Here is a 26,681-nt window from a genome sequence, read left to right on the forward strand (position 1 = left end):
CGGCCGCGCTCCTTGCGCCTGAAGCACACGAGGATGGAGCATGGGCCGGCACCAGCACGTTCACGTGAACGGATCAGTCACGCAGGTGGAGCACGGATAGCGGCTGGCGGCCGCTTCAGAACGGCATCGTCAATAACACGCGAAGCGAACGTTGCGGCACGTAATCCAGTGTTTCACCGGGCGCGGGTTTCCAGGCGAACGTATCGAAGACGTTCAAGACTTGAGCGCGCATCACGACGGGCTGGCCGGCGATCTCGGCGCCAAAGCGGGCGCCAATGTCCACGACGGTGGAAGGGGATAGCATCAGCTGCGATCCGGTGGCGGCGGTCAAGCGCGAGCGCGCGACGCGCTCGCCGAGATGTTCGATACCGACATCGAGGCTGATTCGTGGCGATAGCTGATAGTTCACGGCGGCGACGGCTCGCCAGTCGGGAACGCCAGGCGCTCGACGCCCGATGAATCGGGCATCGACGTCGGGTCCGCGCACCTCGGCCTCGGTGTAGACGGCACCGAGAATCGCCGAGAGCTTCGGCATGAGCGCGCCAGACAAGGAGGTTTCGATCCCGCGATGGGTGACTTCGCCCAAAAAATCGAACGAGCCTGTGACCGCATCGATGCCTACTTGCGGTTTGCGGGTATCGAAACCCGCGACGATCAACGTCGCGCCCTCCGTGCTGTAACGAAGGCCCAGTTCTTTCTGAGCGGCGATCGTCGCCTCGAGCACGGCGTTGGCGTTTGCAGCGGTGGACGGCGCGATGCCCGCTTCCTCCAGTCCGCGGGTATAGCTGCCGTAGAGTTCGATGGCGTCGCGCACCGTCACCACCGCACCGAGGTTGTACAGCCATGGCGCCGACTCATTGGCGTTGACGATGCCGGCGTCATTCGTGAAGCGCTTGGCGTAGTCGGAATACAAAACGCCGCTGCTCGCTCGGAAGCGACCCGGCAGCGCCACTTGGTAGCTCAAGCCCAGTCCCTGTTGATCAATCGTATCGCGCAGGGCTGCCGCGCGGGCCTGCCGATTGGGCGCGGCCACGTCAGGCATGGACTGCGCCAGGCGTATCTCACCGATCGTGACGGCACGCTCGCCGCCAAAGCGGCTGTCCGAGTCTCGAAAGCGTGCGTCCGCGGCGACGCTGTGAGCGAGCGGTCCGGTGCGAAAGGTCTTACCCAGTTGCGCCTCGGCGGAGTAGGTTCGAGAGCGCTGCTCGGGTGAGATGATCACGCTCGATTGCGCCAGCCCATCGGCAGTGACGTTTGAGAAGAGCTGGGTGAACCTGCGGTCAGGAGCTTCCTGTGAGAACACGGCGATGGCTCGCAACGTCCAGTCGTCCTCGAGATCAAGATCCGCGAGTGCGCCCACGATGCGCTTCGCGCCGGTCTCGGTGGCCCAGGACTGTCCGAGATAGCGTCCGCGCTCGATCTCGGCGGGCAGCGCTTCGGCCTCGGGCGCCAGGCTCACCCGGAATCGGCCGTGACGACGATAGCGATACTCCCCGCCAAAGAGTTGCACTCGAGCAGTGGACGACAAGGTCGCTCGCATCGTTCCGGCCACGAGCCAATCGTTGCCTTCGCCGCCTTGTTCGTCAGCCCATCGAAATCGCCGGCTTGCGCCCAGGGACATCGACAACGTATCGGCAGGGTTGCGATATTTGAAATGCAGCTCTGTGAAGGGCTGCTCATACGAGTCGACGCCCAGGGTCACCAGGCTCGGCTCATCGCGCCGCGGGTCGCGCAGTTTGTAGTCGACGACGCCCGAAGGGCCGGGATGATCCAGGAAGAGCGCGTTGTAGCCGATGCGCACGATCGTCTTCTCGAGGAAGAAGCTGCTGACGCCGCCGTTCTTCACGAAGTAGCGACCGTTGATGCGATAGTTGCCCGCCGCTTCCAGACTGAATCCGCGCACGGAGGTTTGATCGTAGATGCCGACGGATTCATCGCCTTCGGTGGACCCAAAGGCATCTTCGGCGACCGCAACCGCATTCGCTGTGGCCTGCGCGCCCGCGTCCGCCAGCGGCATCAACAGAGATAGAAACAACCATCCTCGAACCGCAGCCCGCGAACTCACATCGGCTCCTTGCCCGACGACGATGCGCCACCCTAACGTGGTTCAAATCGATCGTGCCCCCCGATTCTTGCGCAGCAGGCTCGTGTCCTCACCGGGCTGCGGCGCCTGGCGTCTCAGACCTGGATGTCGTAGCGTTGGATCGCTTCACTCACACGCCCCGCGTCGATGCGCCCCTCATCCGCGAGCGCCTTGAGTGCGGCGAGGACGATGTAGTGCCGATCCACTTCGAAGAACTTGCGCAGCGACTCGCGCGTATCCGAGCGGCCATAGCCATCCGTGCCCAGTGAAATGAAGCGACGCTCGGGCAGAAACTGCCGGATCTGATCCGCCACGATCTTCATATAGTCCGTCGCGGCGATGACGGGCCCCTGATGCGTGCCAAGGCATTGTTGTACGTAACTGATGCGGGGCGAGGCCTGCGGATGCAGCAGGTTCCAGCGCTCCACCTCGAGCCCGTCCCGGCGCAGCTCAGTGAAACTCGTCGCGCTCCAGACGTTGCTCGCCACCCCGAAGTGCTCTTTCAGCAGGTCCGCGGCGGCGAGGACTTCGCGCAGGATCGATCCACTGCCCATCAGCTGCAACGTGCACGCGGCGTTTGATTCATCGGCGGGCCGTAACAAATAAAGCCCTTTCAGAATGCCTCCGCGTGCACCCTCGGGCATCGGCGGGTGCGGGTAGTTTTCGTTCAGCAGGGTGATGTAATAGAACACGTCCTCGTGGTCGCGATACATGCGCTCCAAGCCACCGTGCACGATCACGGCGAGTTCGTAGGCGAAGCTCGGGTCATACGAGAGGCACGAGGGAATGACGGAGGAGAGCACATGACTGTGGCCGTCCGCATGCTGCAGTCCTTCGCCCATCAGCGTCGTGCGACCGGCGGTCGCGCCGAGCAGAAAGCCCCGAGCGCGACCGTCGGCGGCGGCCCAGGCGAGATCGCCCACGCGCTGCAGGCCGAACATCGAATAGAAGATGTAGAAGGGCAGCATCGCAAGCCCGTGATTGGCGTAGGACGTCGCCGCCGCGATCCAGGAGGACATCGCGCCGGACTCATTGATGCCTTCCTGCAGGATCTGTCCGTCCTTTGATTCCTTGTAGTAGCTCAGCTGGCCCGCGTCCTGCGGTGTGTAGAGCTGGCCGACGTGGGAGTGGATGCCGATCTGCCGGAACAGGCCTTCCATGCCGAAGGTGCGCGATTCATCCGGAACGATCGGCACCACGCGCTTGCTGACGCGCGGGTCCTTGAGCAGGATGCTCAAGATGCGCACGAACGCCATGGTCGTTGAGATTTCGCGACCGTCCGTGCCCTTAAGGAGACTCTCGAAGCTCTCAAGCTCGGGAACTTCGAGGGGCTCGTGCGCGGAGGATCGTGCCGGCAGCGCACCGCCGAGCAGCGCACGGCGCGCCGTAAAATACTGCGCATCCTCACTGCCCGGCGCCAACTCGAGATAAGGCATCTCGGGCAGTTGATCGTCCGGCACGGGCAGCGCGAACCGGTCACGGAAGGCGCGGACCGCCTCGGGGCCCATCTTCTTCAGCTGATGATTGACGTTCAGCCCTTCGCCCGCCTCGCCCATGCCGAAGCCCTTCACCGTCTTTGCGAGGATGACGGTCGGCTGCCCCGTGTGGCGCATAGCGGAGGCATATGCGGCATAGACCTTGCGGGGATCGTGACCGCCGCGCTCGAGCGCCCAGATCTCCTCATCGGAGAGATCCTTGACCAGGTCGAGCAGCGCCGGAGACGTCCCGAAAAAATGTTCGCGGACATAGGCGCCGTTCTGTGACTTGAAGGTTTGATAGTCACCGTCGGTGCATTCCATCATGCGTTCGCGCAACACGCCGGTGTGATCGCGCTCCAGGAGCGCGTCCCAGCCGCTGCCCCAGACGACCTTGAGCACGTGCCAGCCAGCCGCACGGAACGCGGCCTCGAACTCCTGGATGATCTTGCTGTTACCGCGCACCGGGCCATCGAGGCGCTGCAGATTGCAGTTGACGACGAAGATCAAGTTGTCGAGCTTTTCGCGCCCGCCGAGTGCGATCGCGGCGAGCGATTCGGGCTGATCCATCTCGCCGTCGCCGAGAAACGCCCAGACCTTGCGCTGCTGTGGGGCGAGCAGCCCCCGCAGTTCGAGATATCGCATGAAGCGCGCCTGATAGGCCGCCGTGATGGGCCCGAGTCCCATCGAGACCGTCGGGAATTGCCAGAACTGCGGCATGAGCCGCGGATGCGGATAGGAGGACAAGCCGTCGCGACCGGCTTCTCGACGAAAGTTGTCGAGCTGGCTTGCGCTGATGCGTCCTTCGAGAAAGGCGCGCGCATAGAAGCCGGGCGCCGAATGGCCCTGCAGATACAGCAGGTCGCCGCCGAACTCGCGTGTTCGCGCCCGGAAGAAATGGTTGAAGCCCACGTCGTAGAGCACGGCGGCCGAGGCGTAGGTTGCAATGTGGCCGCCGACGTTCGAGTGCTTGCCCGCGCGCAGCACCGTGACCATCGCATTCCAGCGGATCAGCGCGCTGATGCGACGCTCGATCTCGAGGTTGCCCGGATACTCGCCCTGATCCTCCGGGGCGATCGTGTTGACGTAGGGAGTCGTGACCACCGCGCGCCGGTCGCCATGCACGGCCGCATCCCGGTGCAGCAGCGCCTCGATCAGGAAATGGCCACGCGAACGGCCCTCGTGCTCAAGCACATTGTCAAAAGCGTCGAGCCACTCCTGGGTCTCCTGTTGATCGATATCGGTTGCCGCGATTGCGAGGGTGTTCAAGCTCGTGCTCCCATCGATGCGAGCGCGCGGCGATCGGACCGCCGCGGGGGTGGGTGTGGTACTATGCGTTACCATATCACCGGCACCGTGGTACTGGGTAGTACCAAGAGGGCAGCTGCATGTCGAAAAACAAACCACCGGCAGGAAAGCTCAGCAGCACTCGGGCGTCCGCCGCCGGGCGCGCACGCTCGGCGGAGATCCTGCGGGTCGCCGCCAAGATCTTCCTGAAGCACGGCTACGCCGGGGCGAGCATCGATGCGATCATCGCGGAGGCAGGCGGCTCGAAACGCGACGTGTACACCGAGTTCGGCAGCAAGGAGAAGCTGTTCGCGGCCATCGTGCGTGACAATTTGAATGCGGTGCTGGGCGCGCTTGCGCCGGGGGCGGATGTCTCGAAGTCTTTGCACGAGGTGCTGCTCGAATTCGGCATTGGCCTCGCTCAGCGGCTCTCGACGCCCACCGGACTCAATCTCTACCGCATCATCGTCTCCGAAGGCACGCGCTTTCCGGCGCTTGCGAAGCTCTTCTATGACAGCGGTCCGGGGCTGGTCGCAGGCAGGCTCGCCGAAGTGCTCGAGCAGCGTCGACGCGCGCACGAGATCGAGGTGGAGGATTGCCAGGCGGCGGCCGATCAGTTCGTCGGCATGATCCGCGGCAACCTGCATCTTGCGGTGGTCTTACGCATTCGGCCCGCGCCGCGGCCGGAGGAATTGCAGGCGTTCGTTGCGAAGGCGGTGGCCACTTTTCTGCACGGGATCGTCGCGCCCCAACGCGCCTGATCCCGAACCCATCAATCAGTCGGCGCGGTTTTGCTCGAGCGTTTCGGCGGTGGCATCGCCCGAAGGGTGCGACGGGCGCGCTGGAAGATCTGCGGATCCTTGTAGAGCTGGAACAGCAGGTTCGTGCCGGTCACGAGCGCCAGAATCTCAAACGTCATTTGCGCCACATCGGTGTTCTTCGGCAGGTGGCCGGCGGCGACGGCCTCGTGCAGTACGCGTTCTAGAAAGGCACTGCGCTCAGCCGTCGTTTCGAAGACCCGATCGCGCACCGGGCCGGCTCGGTCGTCGAACTCCGAGGAGGCCGCGGTGAAGAAACATCCGCCGTCCTTCGCGTGACGTTGCACGTAGTCGAAATAGTGCTCCATGAACGAGCGCAACTGCGGGGCGCCGGCGGGGCTTGCCATCGTGGGCTCGAGCACCTCGTTGCGATACACGTCCCACGCGGCATCGATCGTCGCAATCTGCAGCGATTCCTTCGAGCCGAAATGCGCAAACAATCCCGCTTTGCTCATGCCGACTTCGGTCGCGAGCCGACCGATGCTCAAGGCTTCCAGACCGTCCGCGGCGGCGATCCGACGCGCGGCTTCCAGGATTTCACGGCGCGTCCTCTCACCGTGCGCACGGCGGCGATCGGCGGGTGAGGCTTTGCTCGTTTTGGCAGGCGCAGCTCTTTTCATAACACGTTCATCTTAGCAAGGTTTGACGTACGAACGATCGTTCGATTAGAGTGCGATCGTTCGTATTGGCCAGGAGGCAGGCGTGACCGCACCCTTTTTGAATCTCGAGCCGTTGTTCGATCTGCACTTGAAGCTGCGACGCGAAGTCGAGCAGGTCGGCACGACGCCCGAAGGGTTGCGCATTCATTTGTTCATCGAGGAGGGCGAATGCGTGGGACCGAAGCTGCGCGGCCGGCTGCGTCGCTCCGGTGGCGACTGGTTCGTGCTGCGCCCGGACGGCGTCGGCGTGCTCGATGTGCGCTGTACGATCGAAACGAGCGATGGCGCGCTGATCTTTGGCGAGCATCTGGGGCTGCTCGAGCTCGGTGAGCACGGCTACGAACGCTTTCTCGAGGGGCATCGGCCCAACGCGGTGCGAGGCAAGATCAGCGCTCGCTATCGCACCGGGCGTGAGCAGTATGCCTGGCTCAATCGCAGCGTCTGTGTTGCCTCGGTGCAAGCCGATCTGCAGCGCCTGGAAGTCGATTACCGGATGTATTTGTTGTCCTGATCGTTGCGGGCGTGGACACGCCCGCGCATTGATCCCTAACGGAAGAGAGAATCATGGAATTCGCGAGACGTTCGATCGCGCGCGTCATGGCGTGCGCTGGATTATTGCTGTTGTCGGGTTGTGGCGGCGATGGTGACGGTGGGGCAGTTGGCGCCCAAAGCATTGCCTCGATCACCGTCTCCGCCGAGACCTTGACCGTTGGCACCGCCGCCACGCAAGGATTCACCGCCACCGCGAAGGATCGGACGGGCAACGCGTTACAAGGCGTGAGCTTCACCTGGGCCTCGAGCAATACGAGCATTGCTTCGATTGGCAGCGATGGCCTGGTGACGGGCATCGCGCCCGGCGCAAGCAACATCACCGCAAGCGCGCAGGGCGTGACGAGCGCGCCGGTGACCGTGACCGTCGTGCCCCCGACGCGGATCACGGGCACGGCGGCGATCGGCGCGCCGCTTGCCAACGCGCAGGTCACGCTCACGGATCATCGGGGTGTCAAGCGCACGGCGACCACCGCTGGTGATGGGTCGTTTGTAATCACCACGACCGGGCTCGAGTTGCCGTTTCTGGTTCGAGCCGAGTCCAAGGAGGCATCGTCCGCGCCGCTCTACAGTGCGAGCGCGGAGAGCGTCAGCGGCGTCATCAACGTCACGCCGCTCACCGATCTGATCTTGCGTTCCTGGTATGCCGCGCAGAGCTTCTCCATCGATGCCGCCTTTGGCGATCCCTCGCGAAGCCCGGCGGTCACGGTTGGTTCGCTGCAGGTGGTCCACTCCCTCGTGCACTCTGCCGTGCGACGCTGGCTCGAGGAGGCGGGCGTGGATGCGACGACGTTCAATCTGATCTCGAGCGCCTTCGATGCGGACGGCATGGGGGTCGATCAGGTTCTGGATCGCACGAGCGTCGAGCCGGCCGCCGGATCGTTCGTCATTACGGACGGGACGACCACACAGCACGGTACGCTGAGCATCCAGGCGGCGCCGGCCTCGCTGACGCTGGAAACGAATGTGTCGAGCCCCAGCGGTTCGAACAGTTCGACCACACAAACGCTCATGGCGGTGCAACCGGAGGAGCAGGACGCGCTCGCCGGCGTGAATGCCTTGCTGACCAAGTTCGCCGAGACGCTCGGGACCGCCGGCCCCAATTCGGGGGGAGGGCCCGTGATTGCTTTTCTCGCCACCGATTATTTGAATGCCGGCATCGATCCCACGTGGGAATCTAACCGGCTCGTGAGCGGGCTGTGGGCCTACAACCTGAGCTATCGACTGCGCAGTATCGACTTTATCGATGCGGCAGCGGGGCTGATGACCGCGACCTTCGATCGTACGATGAGCCGCCGGGACAACCAGGGGTCGCGTACCGAGCGAGTTCAGCATCATTTCAAACGCTACGGCGCCGAGTGGTTGTTTCACGGTGATCAACGCCTCGCCGATGTATCGGTGCTCACGGAAGCGCGCACTTACCAGGGCGCGATCACGAGCGGATCGGGGACCTCGGTCATCGCGCGCGCGAGTTTCGAGGGCCAGGTGTTGCTGCGAGGTGCGACAGTGAGTGGCGGCGGGCTGTGGAATGATTCGCCTCTGATCTTCTCGGGGCTCTATGCTGCGTACTCACTGGATAGCGGCCCGTTGGCGACGCCGGTGCCAGCGGATACGGAGTTCACCGTCACTGTGGATCTTCCCGACCGGCCCGTCACGTCCTACCAGCTCCGCAGCAATGCGGTCACGACGGAGGCCATTTCGGTGACCAATCTCACCGGCCATGCACTCGGAGATGCAGTGGGCAAGTCGCTCGAGGTTGAGTGGAGCTTGCCGAAGAGCTATGCGATCGAGACCGTGAGACTCACTCGATCCCGGCACCTGCAAGACTCACGCACTGGACAAAGGATGATTTCCGAGGAGCCGGGCCCGTTGCTGCCGGCCACCGCCACCTCCGGCACCATCCAGATGCCCATCAGCTATTGTTGTCTCACCCTCATTGGACTTGACGTGAATGTCATCGTCGAGGGCGTGAATGGCGAACGCAGCGTCGCGATCTATTCGTTTCGATGAGTGTGGCCCTCGGCGACAGCGGGTCCAGCGCGGCCGTGTCGATCGCGGTCGCGCTCGTCGCGACGCTCGGGCACGTCTTGATGAACTCGCTCGATGCCCGAGGTCAGCTGCCCGCCCGGCGGGATGAGTGGATCGGACAGCGATGAGAAATGTTCGAGTCCTCATCTCGGGCGCGGGTATCGCGGGGCTGATCACCGCGTACTGGCTCAAACGCTACGGCTTCCGGCCCACCGTCGTCGAGCGCGCGGAGCAAATCCGCCTTGGCGGCCACGCGGTCGATCTGTGGGGATCGGCCGTCGAGGTGATCGAACGAATGGGCCTGCTGCCCGCAGTCGAGGCCTCGCGCACCGGCAATGACATCGGCACGACGATTGTTCCAGGACGACGCCCGCTCACTATGCCTCTGAACGTGTTGGCGACGCCCATCGCCGATCGGCACGTCGAGATCATGCGCGGCACGTTGGTGAGTCTCTTGTTTGAGCGGGCACGCGAGGGCGTCGACTATCTGTTCGGCGACACGATCCGTGCGATCGATACCAATGCCGACGGCGTGCGAGTCAGCTTCGAGCATGCCTCTGCACGATCGTTCGATCTGGTCATCGGCGCCGACGGGCAGCATTCGAATGTGCGGCAGCTGATGTTTGGACCGGCCTCGCAGTTCAGTCGCTATCTCGGGGCTTACCTGTGCGGATTCTCACTGCCGAACGATTGGATGCCGCCAGGCCATCTGGCGCGCTATCTCGCACCCGCGAAAACTGTGACACTCGCGCCGATTCGCGAAAGCGGTGACATTGCTGCAATGTTTCTTTTCCGTCGGCTGGCAGAGCTTCAGTTCCAGCGCCACGACCTGGACCGACAACAGCAGCTGGTCCGCGAGGTGTTTGCAGCGGAGGGCTGGCATGTGCCGAGCCTGCTGACTCGTGTGCCGAGCGCCAGGGATTTCTATTTCAGTCCGGTGAGTCAGATCCGCATGCGCCGCTGGTCGCAGGGACGAATTGCACTCGTTGGTGACGCGGGGTTCTGTCCGGCGCCTGCGGTCGGCGGCGGCACGACGCTCGCCATCATCGCCGCCTACATTCTTGCGGGTGAACTCGCCCGGGCCCGCGGCGACTACACCGCGGCGTTACCGAACTACGAGCGTGCAATCCGCCCCGCGGTCGAGGCGAGCCGTGACGTGGGCCCCTCGCTCGTTCGAGCGCTCATTCCACGAACCCCACTCGAGATCACGTTCGGCCTGCGCCTCGCACCGCTCGTGCTGCGATCGCCGCCGTGCGTGCGTCGGATTGTGCCCTTGCTGCCGCGTCGTGCGCTTCGGGGCTTGCGCCAGGTCGCATCCGTCACACTGCCCGCGTAGGCGCGCGGCTGGTTGGGCGAAGGCGCCGATGGGTCGTCAGCGCGTCATTCCTTCTCCTGCAACGTTTCGCTGCGTCCATCCTGCTGTACGCGCTGGCCACTTCGCTGGCTGACGTGAACGCGCCAGGGATAATGATCCTCCGGTAAGTCTTTGCAGAGCGGATTGCGGAAGTGCTGGGTGAGTACCAGACGCCAGCGCTCCGAGACGTTTGCCGTCGTCATGTGCGGCATGCGGCTGTGATGAAACGTGACATCTCCCGCCTCGATCGGGCAGGCAACGATGTCTGCAGCATCGTCCACCTCGCAGATGAGCAGGTCGCTCGCCATCTCCGGCGGATTGCGATGCTCCAACAGCCGACGATGTCCGCCACGAACGAAATGCATGCACCCATTCTCCGGGCCGACGGCATGGAACGCCGTCCAGCAGGTGATGCCACGATTCGATAGCGTGCGGCCCCAGTACGCCTCGTCCTGGTGCCAGGGCGTGGCCGCGCCGATGCCCGGCGGCTTGCCAAGAAATTGTTCGTACCAGAACTCCATCTCCTGGCGCATCAGCGCGGCGCCGAACGCCGCCGCCCACGCACGAAAGCGGGATTGCTGGACCCATGGATAGAGCCGGTCGACGCCGCTTTGAACGATGCGGTAGACACGATTGTCGAGCGATTCGCCCCGGCGCCAGTCCCAGTCGTTCGCGCCGTCGCGCGGCCCGACCGCGAGCTCCTGCGCCATCCGCAGGAACGCCTGTCCTTCCTCGGGATCGATCACACCCTTCACGACCAGAAAGCCATCGCGCTCGAAACGCTCGAGATCATCAGAGGTGGGCTGTGGATAATGCATGTCTCTTCGACCGATCGTTCAAGAAGTGAAACGACTACCTGGGCTGCACAACTGCGTTAGTAGCATGAACGAGCGATCGAACGGCTTGAAATAGAAGCAACCAAATGTTGCTTCCCGACGAGAGCATCGAGCGCGAGCAAGATCAGTGGCGATGGTGAAGCCACGTCACGCCGGCACTGAACAGGAGCACGACGGCGGCGGCCGCCGGCAACATCTGCTCGATCTGCGCACTGATCATGACCGCGCCCAACACGCCCGAGAGGACACCGCAAGGTAGACGCAGGATTGATACAGCCCCGTCAGTAGCGACAGATGCGCGCCCTTGCCATGTGCCAGCAGCAAGTGCTGTTGCGGCGTCGTAAGAGCAAAGGAGAAGAGTCCCGAGAGCGCCACGGCGAGCAGGGCCCAGGCCGGGGAGTGCGCAAGCGAAGGCACCGCGAGCAACACTGCCGCAAGGCTGATGCACGCGCCCAAGATCACCGGCACCGGGCCGACTCTGTCCGCCAGGGCGCCTGCGGCCAGGTTGCCCAGCGTCCCCGACCCTCCAAATATCACGAGCAGGAGGCTGAGCCATTGGGCGTCGGCGGCGATGAGCGCCTGATACACGACGCTGATGTAGGTGTAAGGAAGGTACACGCCGGTGAAGATCACGATGGCACGCAGCAGATCGTTGCGAACGTTCGGGTTTTGCAAGGGAGGAAAACGAGCCTTCAGGCGAGGGCGGTCGGTCTCGCGAATCTCGGGGAGCTTGGCGAAGATGGCCGCACCGGCAAGCAGACCCAATGCCGCGACGAGCCAGAGCGTCAGGCGCCAATCAGACACGTTCGCGATGGCGGTGCCCAGCGGAGCGCCCAATACAAGCGAACTCGTGAGACCCATCATCACCCGTGAGATCGCGCGACCGCGATGCTGCGGGCCTGCCAGGATCGCGGCGGTCGCGCTCGCATTCGCGGTAAAGAGGCCGGCGCCCGCGGCCGCGATGATTCTCGACAGAAGCGCCAGGATGAAGCTCGGCGCGGCGGCCGTCATGGCATTGCCAGCACAAAACAACCCAAGCGCGATCACCAGCGCGGATCGGCGCGACCAGCCCGCGGTCAGCGCACCGAGGATCGGCGCCGCGATGGCATAGGCGAGCGAGAAGACCGTCACGAGTTGTCCGGCCGCGGCGGTGCTCACGCGTAACGTCGCGCCCACCGAGGGCAGGATGCCTGCAATGACGAACGCATCCGTCCCGACGGCAAAGGCGCCGAGCGCCAACACGAGCGCGTGAGATCGCCATCCTTCGCAGGCTTCGACCATGACATCGCCGTCGCGTGCCATCGAATGCTCCAAAGACAAAGACAGGTCTGTATCGATAGTAGTCGACGTTCTCGGTGCCTGACCATAGGAAAAAAGATAAGATCTCACGCAAGCCGCGCCCGGCAGGCGCGTGAAGTCCTCCGTGATGGAAGGTGATGAGATTCATGAGCGAGCGTGTCCCCCAGATTCGCGGCTCGGCCGTGCGGGAGAAGATCCTCGCGACGGCCGATGAGTTGTTCTATCGCGAAGGGCTCCGGGCGATCGGTGTCGACACCGTGATCGCAAAATCAGGTGTCGCGAAAACGACCTTGTATCGCTGGTTTCCGAGCAAGGATCTGCTCATCGCCGCCTTTCTCGAGCGCAGGAACAGCGAGTTCTGGGGACAGTGGGACCGGGTCGCGGCGAAGCATCGCGAGGACCCGCAGGGTGAGCTCGAGGCGCAATTGACTTGGATCGCGCGCTATGTGAGCGGTCCGAAATATCGAGGCTGTCCGTTCATCAACGCCGCGGCAGAGCTTGCTGACCTCGCGCATCCCGGCCGGGAGGTGTGCGTCGCCAACAAACAGAAACTGTTTCAGCGACTGCTCGATCTGAGTACGCGCGCCGGCGCCCCTAAGCCGCAATCGCTGGCGGAGCAGCTACTGCTGTTGATCGATGGCGCATTTGCGAATGCTCAGGTGCTCGGCAAGGTCGGGCCTGCGAGCGCGTTGGCCGCCGCGGGCAAGGCGGTGGTGGAGGCCGCGCTGGCCCGGCGTCGCTAAAGGTTTCAACGGCGGTGAGGGCGTGCCTCCGTTTCCGTAAAGCTGAGCCTCAGGTCTGGCAGCGATTCCAGCAGCGGCTTGCCAGGCACGATCTCAAAGGGGGCGAGCACGCCTGAGGGCGGCCGATGCGTCGTCAGGCGGGTTGTGATCTCTCCCACCAGTGACGCGGTGATGCCGTAAATGTCATGACCGCTCGCGTAGCCGACCCGTCTGGCGGTGTCCGACGCCACCTCGGCGACGACCATGAACTTACTTGCGGCGCGCTCCGTCGCAGCGACGTCGTGATAGCCGGCATCGGCACGAATCTCCTGCAGCGTCGATGCTGTCATGAGGACGTTCACTTCACGACGCGCCAGGCGCCTCGCGAGCAGGACCACCTCCGGGGCGGGATAGCCCACCAGCACACTCGCCGCTGCGATGGGATCCGGAAATCGCCACTCGCCAAAGCGCGGCGGTCCGATCTGGATATCCAACCGACCATCGCAGAACACCGGTCGATGACCGCTCAAGCCTGCCGCCGCCGCTCTTGATCCCGCGGTCATGCGCCAGCCCGACAAGGCATACGCGATCGTGATCTGCTCGACGCTATCCCACGTGTCCGCGGTGGCGTGCGCCAGCAGCGCAGGTAACGCGCCGAAGAAGCCGACAGCAGGCACAACCGCACAGCGTTGTCGGGCAGCGGTGTCACTCAACCGTTGTTGAAGGTCGCTCACGACCGGGGGCTCGCCGGTCGTGTCCACATAGTGAGCGCCGGCGGCGAGCGCCGCTTGCGCGATGGGAAGCGCCGTGGCTCCGAAAGGCCCCGCGCAGTTGACGACGACGCTGAGTCCTTCGGCGAAGCGCGCGGTCGCGTTGGCATCGCTGCACGCAAACACCTGCGATTCAGCTTCGAGCGCTCGTGCGACGGATTCCAGCTCGTCCGGCCGTCGCCCGCCCAGGCGCAGCCGATAGCCGCGATGCGCGAATTCTTTCGCGACGAGCCGGCCGGTATGGCCCGTGGCGCCGTAGACGCCAATGCTTGGCTGCTTCATCGCGCTTGCTCACGCGGCTGAAACGCTTCGGCGGGCAGTCCGACCTGTCGAGCGACGTCTGCTAAGTCAAAGTGGAAGCTTTCCCAGAAGACTTGATCGTCACGAAAGCGGAACAGGATGAAAACCGGCGTACGGCTGGGCTTGCCGTTGGGCTTGTCGCCGCGGAAGGAATACGCCGGGGTGAATCGAATCTCTCCCCAGGCGCACAGCGTATCCCCATCGGCCGCCTGCCCGTGCAGGTCGACCGAATAGTCCGGCGCAAAGCGGAAGAAGGCCGTGAGACTGTTTCTTAATTCCGCCCGACCTTGCGCGCGAGAGCCGAGCGGGGGAGACAACAACACTCCCTCCGGATGATAGATCGCAAGCGCGCCTTCCAAATCCTGGCGGCTCTTGACCGCGGCGAGTTCGCTCACGATCGCTTTCATTCGCTGCAACGACAAGGTCTTGGTCGACTTAGCGATCGCGTTCATGCCGGTCTCCTTGCATAACGTCTGTGGCTCGATAATCGTTGACAACGATACGGACAGGTCTGTATCTATGTCAAGGCATCCGAACGAGGAGACCGGTATGTCGACATCGAGCGTGGCTCACATGCGAGCCATTCAACAGCAAGCCTGGGGCGGTCCCGAGGAATTGAGATGGGTCAGCGTCGAGCGGCCGGTGCCACTGCCGACGGAGGTCCTGGTGCGCGTCGTCGCAGCAGGTGTGAATCCCGTCGATGTATTCACGCGTGAAGGGCGAGCCTATATGCGTGCGCTGTCACTGCCTCACATCCCGGGTTGGGATGTTTCGGGGATCGTCGAGGCGGTCGGCTACGGTGTCACTCGATTCCAGGTGGGGGACGCTGTGTTTGGCATGCCCTGGTTTCCGCGCCAGGCGGGCGCCTACGCTGAATACGTCACCGCGCCAGCCCGACACTTCGCGTTGAAGCCGGCGAGCCTCAGTCATGTGGAAGCAGCCGCGTTGCCGCTTGCGGGGCTCACGGCGTGGGAGATGTTGCAGGAGATTGCGCACGTCGGCCGCGGGCAGCGAGTGCTCATCAATGCGGGTGCCGGCGGCGTCGGACACCTCGCCGTGCAAATTGCGAAGAGCCTGGGCGCCTGGGTGATCGCCACGGCGAGATCGGAGAAACATGCGTTTATGCGCGAGCTCGGCGCGGACGAGGTGCACGATTACACGCAGGCGGATCCGGCCGAGGTCTTTAAAAACATCGACGTCGTCATCGAGCTCGTGGGCGGTGAGACCTGTCTGCGATTGCTCAGAACGCTCCGACCCGGCGGTTTGCTGATCAGTGCACAAGCCGCCTGGGCGCCGCAGCTCTTTACCGAAGCCGAACGATTGAACGTGCGCGCAAGCGGCTATCTCGTCGAACCCAACGGTCATGGACTCGATGAGCTTGCACGGCTCATCGAGGCGGGGCGCTTGAAGCCGCACATTCATCAGACCTTTCCATTGTCACAGGCGCGCGAGGCGCAGGCATTGATCGCAGGCGGTCGTACGGTCGGAAAAATCGTGCTCACCGGCGAGTCCTGACGCGTCCTCACGGATGCATCTTTGTTTGTTACGAATTACCCACAAGAGTCGATCCTATGGAACGTCACGTCATTGACAAGAGTGAGCGATTTTCTTCCCTTCACCGAGGTCCGGAACTGCTGGTGCTGGCGAACGCCTGGGACGCCGCCTCGGCGCTGCTCATCGAGCAGGCCGGCGCGCGGGCCATCGCGACCACGAGTGCGGGGCTTGCATGGGCCCACGGATACTCGGATGGCGGTGCGCTGCCCCGAGCCACGTTGATCTCGGCCATCCAATCGATCCTACGCGTCACGTCCGTGCCCGTGAGCGTCGATATCGAAGACGGCTACTCGCAGGATCCTGCTACCGTCGCCGAGTTGGTCGGGCAGCTCCACGCGCTGGGCGTCGTCGGCATCAACATCGAAGATGGGACCGCGCCACCCGAGCTGCTCGCGGCGAAGATCGCGCAGATTCGTGAACGACTCCGGCACGCGCCGTCCTTCTTCATCAACGCGCGCACCGACGTCTATCTGCGCGGATTGGCGATCGCAGGCAGTGCCGCGGAAGTCGTGCGCCGCGCGGCGATCTATCCACGTGCGGGCGCGAGCGGCCTGTTCGTGCCGATGCTTGCCCAACCGGACGATATTCATCGGGTCATCGATGGTCTGGGCACGATGTCCTTGAATGTCATGGCGGTGCCGGGTCTGCCGAATCGAGAAATGCTCGAGCGGCTCGGCGTGCGGCGGCTCAGCGCCGGCTCGGCGATGGCGCAATCGTCGCTGGCATTCATTGGCAGTCAGGCCAAAACATTCATCGAGACCGGGCGCGCCGCCGCCTTGTTCGACAGCCCGAGCGCAGATTACGCGGAGCTCAACGCGCGCCTTGCCCAACTCAACTGAGAGGACGGCGAGCATGTTTCCTATTGCCGCGCGATGACATGTGATTTCGAATCGATCCCGGCGTGCGGGTGCACGAAATATTCTTCAACCTTCTGCGGATTCGAAGGCGGCCGGCGGTATCGAGTCACGGACGCACGTCTCTCGCTAGCAGCACCACGGTGCGTCCGTCGGTGACATCCAGTGTTCCGAGGGGGCTGAACCCGGCTTTCTCATGGAAGGCGAGCGAACGTGGGTTGGGCGGCTCGAGGTTCACTTCACAGCAGAGCTTCTCGAGGTTGTGGATCCGTGCAAAGCGATGCGCCGCTTCATACAAGAGGAGGCCACCGCCCGCGCGACGAACGTCCGGGTGGACGGCGACCTGGTCGATGTATAGAAATGAGCAATCGATGCGCCGGCGCAGCGCCTGGAATTCCTCTGCGTCATAGTCGTGCAGGTGAGAAAATGCGATGAGATAGCCCCGCACCGAAGCTCGCGAGGATTCAGCCACAAACAGTTGAGCGCCCAGGCTGTGCAGACGCTGTAACTCGCGGTGGTCCAGGCTCGCGACGTGCGGCCGGCCGGCCTCGTTCACGAGGATGATCGCGTCGAGGTCGCGTTCTGTCGCAGTTCGGACCGTCAGCATGAGGTGTGATTCTCCGGAATTCTTTGCAGCACTTGCGGTCCTATCATCAGTCGCTCACGAGGTGAGCTCACACGGAGGAAATGTATGGAACACTTCGCTCTCAGATCAGGATGGTGCGCACTGGTTGCGCTCGCGGCGACGACGGTCTCGGCAACCGAGGCGCCGGTCACGATTATCAAACACGGCTCCGTGGATCTGATGCCTCTCACGCCCCCCGATGCCCAGCCCGCTGGAGGCGAGGGCGACGCGAATCGGCTGGAGTTCAGGGTCGGCGAGCAAGCGAAGCAATTCGAGGCGCGCATGCGCGAGCGCATGGCCGATCCGGAGCAACGCTCGGCGCTGCGAGCCGAGCAGCAAGCCGAGCTCAGGAAACAGCATGCCGCGGTCGGCAGCGTGCTCGGTCTGGATGAGACCACGGTGGACCGATTGATCGAACGACTCACCGATCGGCAAATGGATCAGCTCGAACTCATCTACGGCCAACCCGAAAATCGTCTCGACCTGCAGCGACAGGCGGAGATGACGACCCGCCACATGAACGAGCTTGGCGAGTTGCTCGGCGAGCAGGGACTCGTTCGCTACGAGCGCTATGCCGCCTCGCTCCCAGAGCGTCGGCAGGTGGAGGCGCTCTCGGCACGCTTTGCGGCCGAGAACGAATTGCGGCCCGATCAGAAGGAGCGCCTCATTGCGCTGTTCCACGAGCGGACCCGTCGCTCGCTCGAGGCCATGCAAGGATCGCGATGGACGCTGCGGTCGTTGGGGCCCGGTGAGCTCTCTTCACCCGAACAGATGCAGCGAGCGTCGCAGCTGAGCACGATTGAGGCGAATGAGCAGTCCTGGCGCGAAAGAGAGGTCACGAATCGCGAGATCGAGGCGCAGGCCGCCGCGTTTCTCAATCCTGGGCAGCTGACGGAGCTCTCGACGTATCAGGCGCAGGAGCAGGAGCGCTTGCGACGACGCGTGGAGTCGATGCGTGCGCAGGCGGGATTGAATCCGCACATTCCGGAACGCGCGGCGCCTGCCTCGGAGCGTTCTGAGCCTCGCGTTTTAGTCGACCAGCAAGTGCAGATCGAGATTCGTTTCACGGTCAATCGCGCTGAGCCTAAGCTCGTGTCCCGAACTGTGCGCAACGGCGAGGCGTTCACGTTCGAGGCGGCGGAGGGCCTCATCATCGAAGCGACACCGCGGTTATATGAAGATCATTGGCTCGACGTGCAGATGACCTATTTCGAGCAAGACGCCGCCGGCAAACATCCTCTGCCCGGCGGGGACACCTTCGGCGTGCGAACTCGCTCACCCGATGGCCAGCCGATGAGTGGCGGTGGCGGGTCGCTCATCAAGGGGCGCAAAGGTTATGCGATGAACGCGATGTTCAGTGCGACGGCGATGTGAACGCTCCAGCAGCGACTCACGATCGCTGAGCGATCCAGCACGCCGCTGGATCCGCTGGAACGATCCGCCGATAGCAGCGTTGGAAAGTATGCGCGCTTTGACGGTGACGCCCGGAATCGCGGGCTCTGGAACCTTGCGGGATGTGCCCACGCCGGAACGGTCGCCGGGCGAGGTCCTGGTTCGCACCCTTGCCGTAGGCATCTGCGGCACCGATCGCGAGATTCTAGAGGGTCATTACGGCGCCAGCATCGCGGGCCACGAGCATTTGATTCTGGGACACGAGTCGCTCGGCGAAGTCATCGATGCGCCCGAGCATGGCGAGCTGAAGCCGGGGGACCTGGTGGTGGGCATCGTTCGTCATCCGGATCCGGTGCCGTGTGAGGCCTGTGCCCAAGGCGAATGGGACATGTGTCGCAACGGGCGCTATACCGAGCACGGTATCAAAGAGCTCGACGGCTTCTGCGCCGAATACTTCCGCATGGATCCTCATTTCCTGGTGAAGCTCGATCCCGGGCTGCGCGATGCCGGCGTGCTGACCGAACCCGCCAGTGTCGTCGCCAAAGCGTGGGATCACATCGAGCGAATCGGTCAGCGAACGTCATCGTGGCGCCCACGCAAGGTGTTGGTCACGGGCGCGGGGCCGATCGGTCTGCTCGCATCGTTACTCGCTCGACAACGCAACTGCGAGCTGCACGTGTACGATCGAGATCAGGGCGATGCCAAGCGCAGGCTGGTGTCAGAACTCTGCGGTCAATATCACAACGATTCACTGGAGGCTGCCTGCGCGCTGGGCGCCGATGTGATCATCGAATGCACGGGCGCTGCGGTGGTGATGGCGCATGTGATTGGCAACAATGCGCCCGGTGCGATCGTGTGTCTTGCGGGGCTGTCCTCCGGCTCGCATCGCATCCCCTATGATTTCGCGCGCCTCAATCGCGACCTGGTGCTGGAAAACGATGTGATATTCGGCTCGGTCAATGCGAACCGGCGCCACTATCAGCTCGCGGCCGCCGCGCTTGCCAGCGCCGATCGGCAGTGGCTGCTGCGCCTGATTTCCCGGCGCGTACCGCTGGCCGACTGGCACACTGCCCTCGAGCATCATCCGGACGACATCAAGGTGGTCATCGACTTTCTGAAGTGAGTGTGGCAGAGCGCTCCGGTCGGTGACGCAAGGAGGAGGCGAGCAAGGAGCCTCCAACCGGGATACGAGACAAGCCGTGTCGGGTCGGGTTGCCGCGATTTGTTATTTCGTCGACCGGTCGCGCAGGCGCGCCGCGAGCTCTTCATCAGTGACGCCTAGTTGAGCTTCTTCGGCTTGATCGAGGCCGCCGCCTAAACCGGCTTCATCGGGGCCGACGACTCGGTCGAAACCGATGTCTCCGCCCATGCGCACCTCGGCTCGAACCGTCTCGGTCGACTCGCTGCCGTCCTCACCCTCCGACCCGACGGTCTGGTCGTCACTCTCACCGATGATGGGCGGCTTACGCACGCCAGGGTTGAGCGATTCGTGCGGATTCGATCGACTGTGAGTGGCCATGACACGTTCCAGCTTTGGGGCAGATCGGGCTTCACAGGAGCAACGCTGGAGATTTTTGTGGGTTCCGCGGGTGCGCCGGCGCGTGCAGCCGATCGGCCAGCCACGAGCCAAATGCCTGCAGGCGCTGCCAACATCCCGACGAGCGTCAGCGACGCGACGGCGGGTTCTGTGGTCCTGATGCAGAGGCGGTCAGGGCCGCCTTCAAGGCCGTGCAAGCGTGCACGCCTGCCGTGCAAAGATGCGTGTTGAACGACGTGTGGGCCGCCTCAGACAATCTCGCCAGATCGAGAACACAGAGGTCGAGGCCGCGTGAAAACGTCTGCGATTGCCCATGGACTGTTACCGTTGTTGGGCCTGCTGTCGATAGCCGCGCGCTCGCAGGACGCGGCGGCGCAGGCGTACACTCGTGACGAGCGCATTGCTCGTAACATCGAGATCGGCCGGCGATATTTCAACGAGGTGTGGAATCAAGGTGATGTCACGGTGCTCGATCAGCTGCTCGCGCCGTCCTACATCAATCACACGCCAAGCACGCCGAATCCGCCGCCCGGACCTGCGGGCCTGAAACCGATCGTGCTCGCGATGCGCAGCGCCTTCCCGGATTTGCACTACGAGATCAAGGACGTTATCGCCACGGAAGATGCGGTCGTGATGCGGGTCGTGATGAACGGGACGCACCGCGGCGTGTTGTTCGGCTTGCCCGCCACCGGAAAGAAGGTGAGCGTCGAGCAGATCAATATCGAGCACCTCCGCGACGGGCGCATCGTCGAGCACTGGCGCGTCACCGACGAACTCGAGCTCATGCGGCAGCTCGGCGCCGTGCCCTAAAGTGCCCATCGTCTGCGCGCGTGCGTCCGAACCTCCTGGGTCAGTTGCTCCTCATCGATCTCGAATTCAGTTTGGGGACGCGACTCGAAGGCGTCACAGGCGGTGAAGATGGGATCGAGTATGGCGGAGAGCGCCAATTCCTCCGGTGTGACGCGCTGTCCCGCCTGCAATCGATTCCATTGGACGTCCCGGTCCGTCTTCCATCGAGCGAAGTATTGCGTGACGAAATCGTCCGCTGAGATGGCCTTCTGCAAAAACTGTGAAGCAAGCCCGCGGTAGATCGACTCGTGCTCCAGATAGCTCATCGTGGTCCCCAAAAGTCGAGTCATGGCGACCTCTCGCCGAAAAGCACGCCGTCTACACCCTCGGGAGAGATCAGAAGCCGAGCGCAGCCATCAGCCGATCGAGCCTGCGCAGCAGGTCGTCGTAAGTGACGACGCTCAAGTCATGAAACTGATGATTGTTGTGGAGCAGGCGGCGTTTGGCGGACTCATCGAGGTCCCTGTCGCGTCCGGCGATGACCAGGCCCTTCACGGGTATCGTGGCATCGAAGGGCGCGGGCACGTCCTGCGGATGCTCGCGCCACCACCGCATCCAGTCCTGAACCTGTTGTATGGCGTGCGTGACCTTCGCGTTCCAGCGGCCCTCGGCGGTAAAGAGCGCGAGCGTCGGGGACTCGAGCTCGACCAGAAGAATGCGCCGGTCCGATTCGGCATATTGAAGGACGAGATCCATTCGATAGGACTTTCCGAGCCGCACTTCGGAGCGGACCTCGCCGCCGTACGCGTCGAGCACGACGGGGTGCGATTCGATGAAGCGCTGGAATTCGCGCTCCGGGATCTTTGGTTGGCGTAGCAGGCTCGCAAGCTCGATGTAGAGCAGATGAAGCCGAATCAACTCGTGCGATGCTTGCTTGTTGGCGAGGCGATACTTCTCCAGCCATTCCAAATAGGCGGCGCTGTAGCCATCTTCTTGCATGTACAGCGCACCGGGGATGAGTTCCGGTCCGCCTCGGCGTACGACGGCATCGGCTAGCGCTGCCGGTACCTCTCCCATGACCACGGCCTCGATCGTTTCCTTTCGAAGCTCTCGTTCGGCGAGATACAGCGCGTAGTCATCACTCACGATGAACGACGGCGCCTTCCAGTACAGGAGCATGTGCGCGCTCACGCCGCGGCGCAGTTCCGCAGCCATACGATCGACGGTGGTCCTGGGAGTGTCGAAGGCGAACTCTGCGCTGTAAGGACGCACCTGCGCCAGCGGGACTCGGACGAGCGTGCAAGGCATCTGGCGGTCATGAACCAACTGCAGGCGTCGATCGTACTCCGGGTCGGGAGGTGTTTCGGGTTCCGGGGCGAGGGGCGCCGGTGGCTCGGCGCCCATCGGCAGATACTTCAGGTCCGACGGCGGTTCGGCCGTGCTCAGCGCCGCCAGGCATCGCAGGGCGAGCTCGATCTGCGGCTCATCGGGATCGCACACCTTCCATCCCTCTGGAGTCCGCATGGAGAACGTGTGATCGGGGTTGGCGCGGCTCGCACGAATCTCGACCCGCCCGACCCTCGCTGGATAGTCCTGATCCAGAAACGTTATAACGTAAACTCTGCCGCCGCCCGGCAACAGCAGCGTCGAGCTCGACGCGGCAATACCGAGCGTGGCGGGCAGCGGCGGCGGGCACTCGCACAGCTCGAGATATCGAAACCCATGCCACGGCGCATCCTCGAGTTGTTCCAACAGCTTCGCAATGTTGTCCACCGAGGGGAGCTCTTCAAACGCCTTGGAAAACTTCTTCCCGTACAAGATCGTGTGATCGATCTCGCCCGCTGCGGGCGTGGTCAGGCTCGTCGTTCGCAGGTACCGCAGGATCTGCTTGTAGATTGGCGCGTGGTTCTTCTGACCCGTGATCCGTTCCCAGAGCTTCAGCTGCAACTGGCCAATGAGCGTTCCGCGGATCTCTTCTGCAATGTGAGCTGGAAGCGGGACGCCCTCGGGCGCGACGATCGCTTTCTTGATCTTCTTCTTATTCTTTCTTGATCTAGACAAAGACAGGCTCCGGGATGCGCCCGGCCTTAAGTCTAACACGCAGCGTTCCATGCCGATCATTGGGGGGCCACCCCGAGCCAGAAGGCGGACTCGGCTTCAAACTTTTCCGCCTTCTGATTTCCAAGCACGCAGCGATACGCCGCGAACCCGAGCTCGCCAGCGGCTCAGGGTTCCAACACCCGCACCTCATCGAACGTTGCGGCGGCCCGGTAAGTGACCAGCCCATACTTGCCGGTGGCATGTGACGTATCGGTCGCCTCCAGGAGAAAGCGATCGTTGATATACGCCCGCAACTGATTGCCCGTGGCCTCGAGCCGCAGCGTGTACCAGGTGTTTGGGGTCACCGCAAAAGGCACCTTTGCGAGCTCGAAAATCGCGCCGTTGACCAGCTTGCGAATCGATGCTTCGCCGGCGGCGCCTACCTTGAGATAGTAGTAATTGCCATCGTCGACGTAGCGCGCCATGGCGCCGAACCAGCCCGTCGGCGTCAGCGTGTTGGGGCGAGCGCGGACCTGGAAGACCTGGTCTGCCGTGGCGACGCCGGTGTGAGCGCGTGCGCCGCCCACGGTGCTCGTTTGTGACAAGTTGCGCTGTTCGGCGTACGGGTCCGGAAGATCGGGCTCGCGCGGCGCCTCCGGCGGATCGACCCAGGTGCCATCGCCCGTCTTGTTCCAAAGCGTGGTCTCGCCGTAGTAGAAATCGTCGGCGAACAGCGGCGTCAGCGAGTTCGGCGTGAGCAGCACGTTATCGAAGTCCGCCTGCGTTCGATAGGTGAGCAACGCGGCCTGACCGTGGCGCAGACTCGAATCGATGGCTTCGAGGCGGAGTTGATGGTTGACGTACACCCGCAGGCGTGTGCCCACCGCTTCCAGACGCACGTTATAGGTTTGGCCTGGCGTGGCCGTCAGCGGCGCCGATGCCAGTGTCGTGAACACGCCGTCGACCATGCGTCGAAGCATGATCGTGTTCGAGCTGCGCAGCGTCACGTAGTAGTAGTTCGACGCATCGGTGAACCGTGTCGCGAGCCCAAACCAACGATCCGAACCGTCAAAGGCTCTCGGAGTGATGAGGGCGCTCACCGATTGCTGTGTCCAGTCGCTGCCGCCGAGTACCGAGCGCGCTTCGCTCGCAAGCTGGCTCTGGCGATAGACGCGAGCCGCCCCGGACGATGCCACCGTCCAGCTGCTCAGCGGGAAGGGCTGCCACCCGTTGGCATTGCCATCCTGGAAGTTGTCCTGGACGATCGAGGGCTGCGAGAGATCCGAAGGAATATCGAAGATGAGTATCGTGTCGTTGCCGGAGGCCGCCACGGTGCGCCCGCTCAGATCGATGCGCGCGAAATCGTGAGCGGTGTACTGCGCATGCTTCAGGTCGGCCACGGGGACGAGCTGCGAGCCCTGCGGTGAATAGAGCAGGACGCGTCCGCCGCCACGGACCGGGTCGCCCAATTGTTTCGCGATCAGGTTGCCGGAGATTGCCGCGGGAATATCCTGGCCTCCGAAAAACACGGGCGTGGGATGGTACGCGCTGGCAAAGTCCCAGACGCCGTTCGTGCGCTGGTAGAAATAGCTTTCTGGTCGAACATAGCCAAACGACACGATCAGTTTGTCGGCTTCCATGGCCACATGGCCGGCCCAGTTCGGCGGTTCCTCGCCGCTCAACGGATAGCGCAGCTGCGCATTCTGCGCCCAGCTGCCGCCGGTGTTGGTGAATACGAATACGCTGCCTGAGGGAGTGCCTGCGGGCAGGGTGTGATACGGACACCCGAGTACGATCGTGTTCCCGGAGATGTCGACGTCGCCGCCGAAGAATTCGGCGCCATTTGGCTGCCACGGTCCGCCGGTGACGTGGCCGCTATACGACCAGGCGCCATTGGAATTCTTGCGATAGATCACGGCCTGATAGTTTCCCGTCGCCGCGCCGACGACAATCGTGCCGTTGTCGATTTCAACGTCCGACCCCATGTGCGCGATGCCGGGCGGCGGGGTCAGGTTGGCCGTGACGTTCCATCCGCTGCTCAGCCGTTCGGCGATGATCACGCGGTCCTGAAATGCCAGCGCCAGTATATTTCCCTGCAGCGCCAGCCGAGGCATGTGGATCGGATCGGGGCTGCTCGCCTGGAACACGGCCTGCGGGCCGCTCCACTGGTTCTCGCTGTTCGGTGAGCGCTCATACACCCACGCATTGATGTTCCTGGACTGCGGCTGTGTAATAACGGCAAGGCGGTTGCCGTCGAGCGCCAGATCGATGACGCCGAAGTAACTCGAGTCGCCGGGCCCGGCCAAACGAAACGATTCTTCGATCACGGTCGGCGCGGCCTGGGCCACTGCGAACGGCGCGAGCAGGAACAGGGTGAGTAAACAAGAAAAAATCTGCGCGGATCGATTGCCAGCGAGTCGCCCAGAGAATGCGAAGAAACATCTGCGCGGACGCATATGGGTCACTCCGTTGGGATCTGGACGTCTTGTGATCCCACAGACAATGTGCGCCTGCCTGGTTCGGTTCCTTACTTCCGTAGCAACTTCTCACTGCCCGTCAGTGTCGCTGGATCTTACAGCGGAATCGGCTGATCGAGACGAACGGTTGGCAGACCTTGAGAGTCACGGGGGGCGGGGCGTCGGAGTCGAGCACATCCGTGACGGATTCCGACACTAGCGTTTCAAGACGCGTTGCTCGAAGCGCTGCGGACCAACTCGGTGATGTAACGCTCGAGTGTGATTGTGCCGCGCCAGGCATTCTCGGACATCTCGAAGCCGCCATCGACGCTGGCGCCTGTCATTCGCGTATACGAATCCGCGGCCGCTTCGGAGAAGCCAAGCTCCAGAAATGACTCTTTCCACCGGTTGCGTGGAATCACATCCGCTGACACGGGCCGGTCGAGCGCTTTGGCGAAGGCTCTCGCCACCTCCGCAGGGGTATAGCGTGCGGGACCCTCGACATTGCGAACGTCAACGTCATCAAGAGGGGACATCAGCCTTTCGGCAGCCGCTTTGCCAAGATCGCGCGGGGCGACCATGGGCATGGTGAGATCGGCAGCAAACATCGTCGGCAACTTGCCTGTCGTGCGCACGACGTCGAGCAGCCCGTCCCAGTTGCTCATGTAGTAGGCGCCGCGGTTGATGGCCGCCGGGATCGATTGCCTGTGCAGGCCCTGTTCGAGCTCCCACAGCACGCTCAGGTCGCCGATGCGTTCGCCGGCCTGCGCGCCGCCCGTGGATTGTGCGACCACCTTCTCGAGTCCCGAGCCTTCGAGCGCGGACAGGATGTTTGCGATGGTGCGCCTCTCAACCACGTCCGTGTCTGTCGAGGGGGCTGCGGGCGGGTTGAGCAGGAACGCGCGGCGGCCGCGACGAAAGGCGGCTCGCAGCGATCCGACATCCTCGACGCGTGCCTCGACGATGTCGGCGCCTTTCGTGCGCCATGCAGCGGCGCGCTGCATCTGCCGGGTGATGATCGTCACCGCTTCGCCGCGATCGAGCAGCGCGTCTGCGAGCGCCGAGCCGACATGTCCCGTTCCACCCAAAATGACGTACATCCGCGTCTCTCATTTCCGTGTGTCAGGCGCGATAAGAATTCATCGGTGTCGTTGCAGGTTCCGTATCTCACTGTCGAGCGGCAGCGTGGGCGTACCCGCTGCCGCCCCACGTAAATGGCATGAATCGTTATTTTCTGCTCGTCTTTGCCTTCCC

At 63.4% G+C, this 26,681-nt stretch carries 24 protein-coding genes; 11 read left to right on the plus strand and 13 right to left on the minus strand.

Going from position 1 to position 26,681, the window contains the following annotated elements; translation table 11 throughout:
* Positions 1-115 precede the first annotated feature (115 nt).
* On the minus strand, positions 116-2,065 hold the full coding sequence (locus EK373_RS27910; RefSeq protein ID WP_129648044.1) for a TonB-dependent receptor domain-containing protein: 1,950 nt from the start codon (positions 2,063-2,065) through the stop codon (positions 116-118).
* Between the two features lie 113 nt (positions 2,066-2,178).
* Positions 2,179-4,812, minus strand: coding sequence for a pyruvate dehydrogenase (acetyl-transferring), homodimeric type (aceE, locus tag EK373_RS27915; protein WP_232831365.1), 2,634 nt, complete (start codon positions 4,810-4,812; stop codon positions 2,179-2,181).
* A 134-nt stretch (positions 4,813-4,946) separates the two neighbouring features.
* On the opposite strand from aceE, the gene EK373_RS27920 reads away from it, so the two are divergent.
* Positions 4,947-5,606, plus strand: a complete 660-nt coding sequence (locus EK373_RS27920) for a TetR/AcrR family transcriptional regulator (RefSeq protein ID WP_129648048.1) — start codon at positions 4,947-4,949, stop codon at positions 5,604-5,606.
* An 11-nt stretch (positions 5,607-5,617) separates the two neighbouring features.
* Here the strand turns inward: EK373_RS27920 and EK373_RS27925 are convergent, their stop codons facing one another.
* On the minus strand, positions 5,618-6,283 hold the full coding sequence (locus EK373_RS27925) for a TetR/AcrR family transcriptional regulator (protein WP_129648050.1): 666 nt from the start codon (positions 6,281-6,283) through the stop codon (positions 5,618-5,620).
* An 82-nt stretch (positions 6,284-6,365) separates the two neighbouring features.
* Here EK373_RS27925 and EK373_RS27930 point away from each other — a divergent pair, with 82 nt between their 5' ends.
* From EK373_RS27930 to EK373_RS27940, 4 genes are read left to right on the plus strand one after another with little or no spacing between them, the layout of a single operon-like run.
* Positions 6,366-6,833 (plus strand): DUF3237 domain-containing protein, encoded by a 468-nt coding sequence (locus EK373_RS27930; RefSeq protein ID WP_157994570.1) that lies wholly within the window; start codon positions 6,366-6,368, stop codon positions 6,831-6,833.
* 53 nt (positions 6,834-6,886) lie between these two features.
* Entirely contained in the window at positions 6,887-8,881 is a 1,995-nt protein-coding gene (locus EK373_RS27935) for an Ig-like domain-containing protein (RefSeq protein WP_129648054.1), read from the plus strand.
* Entirely contained in the window at positions 8,878-9,027 is a 150-nt protein-coding gene (locus EK373_RS33230; protein ID WP_157994571.1) for a hypothetical protein, read from the plus strand. The genes EK373_RS27935 and EK373_RS33230 overlap by 4 nt, the downstream gene beginning before the upstream one ends.
* Positions 9,024-10,235: an FAD-dependent monooxygenase gene (locus tag EK373_RS27940; RefSeq protein ID WP_129648056.1), complete on the plus strand. Its 1,212-nt coding sequence runs from the start codon at positions 9,024-9,026 to the stop codon at positions 10,233-10,235. Before EK373_RS33230 ends, EK373_RS27940 begins: the two co-directional genes overlap by 4 nt.
* Before the next feature lie 44 nt (positions 10,236-10,279).
* Here EK373_RS27940 and EK373_RS27945 read toward each other — a convergent pair whose 3' ends face one another.
* Both EK373_RS27945 and EK373_RS27950 read right to left on the minus strand, forming a co-directional pair.
* Positions 10,280-11,071 carry a phytanoyl-CoA dioxygenase family protein gene (locus EK373_RS27945; protein WP_129648058.1) on the minus strand — a complete coding sequence of 264 codons (792 nt, stop codon included), beginning with the start codon at positions 11,069-11,071 and terminating at the stop codon, positions 10,280-10,282.
* Between the two features lie 234 nt (positions 11,072-11,305).
* A complete protein-coding gene (locus EK373_RS27950) occupies positions 11,306-12,331 on the minus strand; it encodes an MFS transporter (protein WP_157994572.1) in 1,026 nt (341 codons plus the stop codon).
* 203 nt (positions 12,332-12,534) lie between these two features.
* Between EK373_RS27950 and EK373_RS27955 the strand changes: the two genes are divergently transcribed.
* Positions 12,535-13,131 carry a TetR/AcrR family transcriptional regulator gene (locus EK373_RS27955; RefSeq protein ID WP_129648062.1) on the plus strand — a complete coding sequence of 199 codons (597 nt, stop codon included), beginning with the start codon at positions 12,535-12,537 and terminating at the stop codon, positions 13,129-13,131.
* Positions 13,132-13,136: 5 nt separating this feature from the next.
* Here the strand turns inward: EK373_RS27955 and EK373_RS27960 are convergent, their stop codons facing one another.
* Complete coding sequence (locus EK373_RS27960) at positions 13,137-14,162, minus strand: saccharopine dehydrogenase NADP-binding domain-containing protein (protein WP_129648064.1); 1,026 nt, start codon at positions 14,160-14,162, stop codon at positions 13,137-13,139.
* Positions 14,159-14,632, minus strand: a complete 474-nt coding sequence (locus tag EK373_RS27965) for an ester cyclase (protein WP_129648066.1) — start codon at positions 14,630-14,632, stop codon at positions 14,159-14,161. The genes EK373_RS27960 and EK373_RS27965 overlap by 4 nt, the downstream gene beginning before the upstream one ends.
* Before the next feature lie 121 nt (positions 14,633-14,753).
* Here EK373_RS27965 and EK373_RS27970 point away from each other — a divergent pair, with 121 nt between their 5' ends.
* Positions 14,754-15,695: an NADP-dependent oxidoreductase gene (locus tag EK373_RS27970; protein WP_129648542.1), complete on the plus strand. Its 942-nt coding sequence runs from the start codon at positions 14,754-14,756 to the stop codon at positions 15,693-15,695.
* 56 nt (positions 15,696-15,751) lie between these two features.
* Positions 15,752-16,573, plus strand: a complete 822-nt coding sequence (locus EK373_RS27975; RefSeq protein ID WP_129648068.1) for an isocitrate lyase/PEP mutase family protein — start codon at positions 15,752-15,754, stop codon at positions 16,571-16,573.
* A 124-nt stretch (positions 16,574-16,697) separates the two neighbouring features.
* Here EK373_RS27975 and EK373_RS27980 read toward each other — a convergent pair whose 3' ends face one another.
* Positions 16,698-17,195 (minus strand): GNAT family N-acetyltransferase, encoded by a 498-nt coding sequence (locus EK373_RS27980; protein WP_129648070.1) that lies wholly within the window; start codon positions 17,193-17,195, stop codon positions 16,698-16,700.
* 84 nt (positions 17,196-17,279) lie between these two features.
* On the opposite strand from EK373_RS27980, the gene EK373_RS27985 reads away from it, so the two are divergent.
* The gene (locus tag EK373_RS27985) at positions 17,280-18,587 is read left to right on the plus strand and encodes a coiled-coil domain-containing protein (protein ID WP_129648072.1); all 1,308 of its coding nucleotides are present in this window, start codon (positions 17,280-17,282) and stop codon (positions 18,585-18,587) included.
* Positions 18,588-18,675: 88 nt separating this feature from the next.
* Complete coding sequence (locus EK373_RS27990) at positions 18,676-19,728, plus strand: glucose 1-dehydrogenase (RefSeq protein ID WP_198683705.1); 1,053 nt, start codon at positions 18,676-18,678, stop codon at positions 19,726-19,728.
* A 102-nt stretch (positions 19,729-19,830) separates the two neighbouring features.
* Here the strand turns inward: EK373_RS27990 and EK373_RS27995 are convergent, their stop codons facing one another.
* Positions 19,831-20,124 (minus strand): hypothetical protein, encoded by a 294-nt coding sequence (locus EK373_RS27995; protein ID WP_129648076.1) that lies wholly within the window; start codon positions 20,122-20,124, stop codon positions 19,831-19,833.
* 309 nt (positions 20,125-20,433) lie between these two features.
* Between EK373_RS27995 and EK373_RS28000 the strand changes: the two genes are divergently transcribed.
* Complete coding sequence (locus tag EK373_RS28000; protein WP_157994573.1) at positions 20,434-20,952, plus strand: ester cyclase; 519 nt, start codon at positions 20,434-20,436, stop codon at positions 20,950-20,952.
* Here the strand turns inward: EK373_RS28000 and EK373_RS28005 are convergent.
* The 4 genes from EK373_RS28005 to EK373_RS28020 all read right to left on the minus strand — a co-directional run bounded on the left by EK373_RS28005 (position 20,949) and on the right by EK373_RS28020 (position 26,527).
* Positions 20,949-21,281, minus strand: coding sequence for a colicin immunity domain-containing protein (locus tag EK373_RS28005; RefSeq protein WP_129648080.1), 333 nt, complete (start codon positions 21,279-21,281; stop codon positions 20,949-20,951). The two genes, EK373_RS28000 and EK373_RS28005, sit on opposite strands and share 4 nt — an antisense overlap.
* A 46-nt stretch (positions 21,282-21,327) precedes the next feature.
* A complete protein-coding gene (locus EK373_RS28010; RefSeq protein WP_157994574.1) occupies positions 21,328-22,992 on the minus strand; it encodes a Shedu immune nuclease family protein in 1,665 nt (554 codons plus the stop codon).
* Between the two features lie 164 nt (positions 22,993-23,156).
* Entirely contained in the window at positions 23,157-25,427 is a 2,271-nt protein-coding gene (locus EK373_RS28015) for a hypothetical protein (RefSeq protein ID WP_129648084.1), read from the minus strand.
* 224 nt (positions 25,428-25,651) lie between these two features.
* Positions 25,652-26,527 carry an NmrA family NAD(P)-binding protein gene (locus tag EK373_RS28020; RefSeq protein ID WP_129648086.1) on the minus strand — a complete coding sequence of 292 codons (876 nt, stop codon included), beginning with the start codon at positions 26,525-26,527 and terminating at the stop codon, positions 25,652-25,654.
* Positions 26,528-26,681 lie beyond the last annotated feature (154 nt).

Source organism: Peristeroidobacter agariperforans (assembly GCF_004138335.1).
GTDB classification, from domain to species: Bacteria; Pseudomonadota; Gammaproteobacteria; order Steroidobacterales; family Steroidobacteraceae; genus Steroidobacter; species Steroidobacter agariperforans.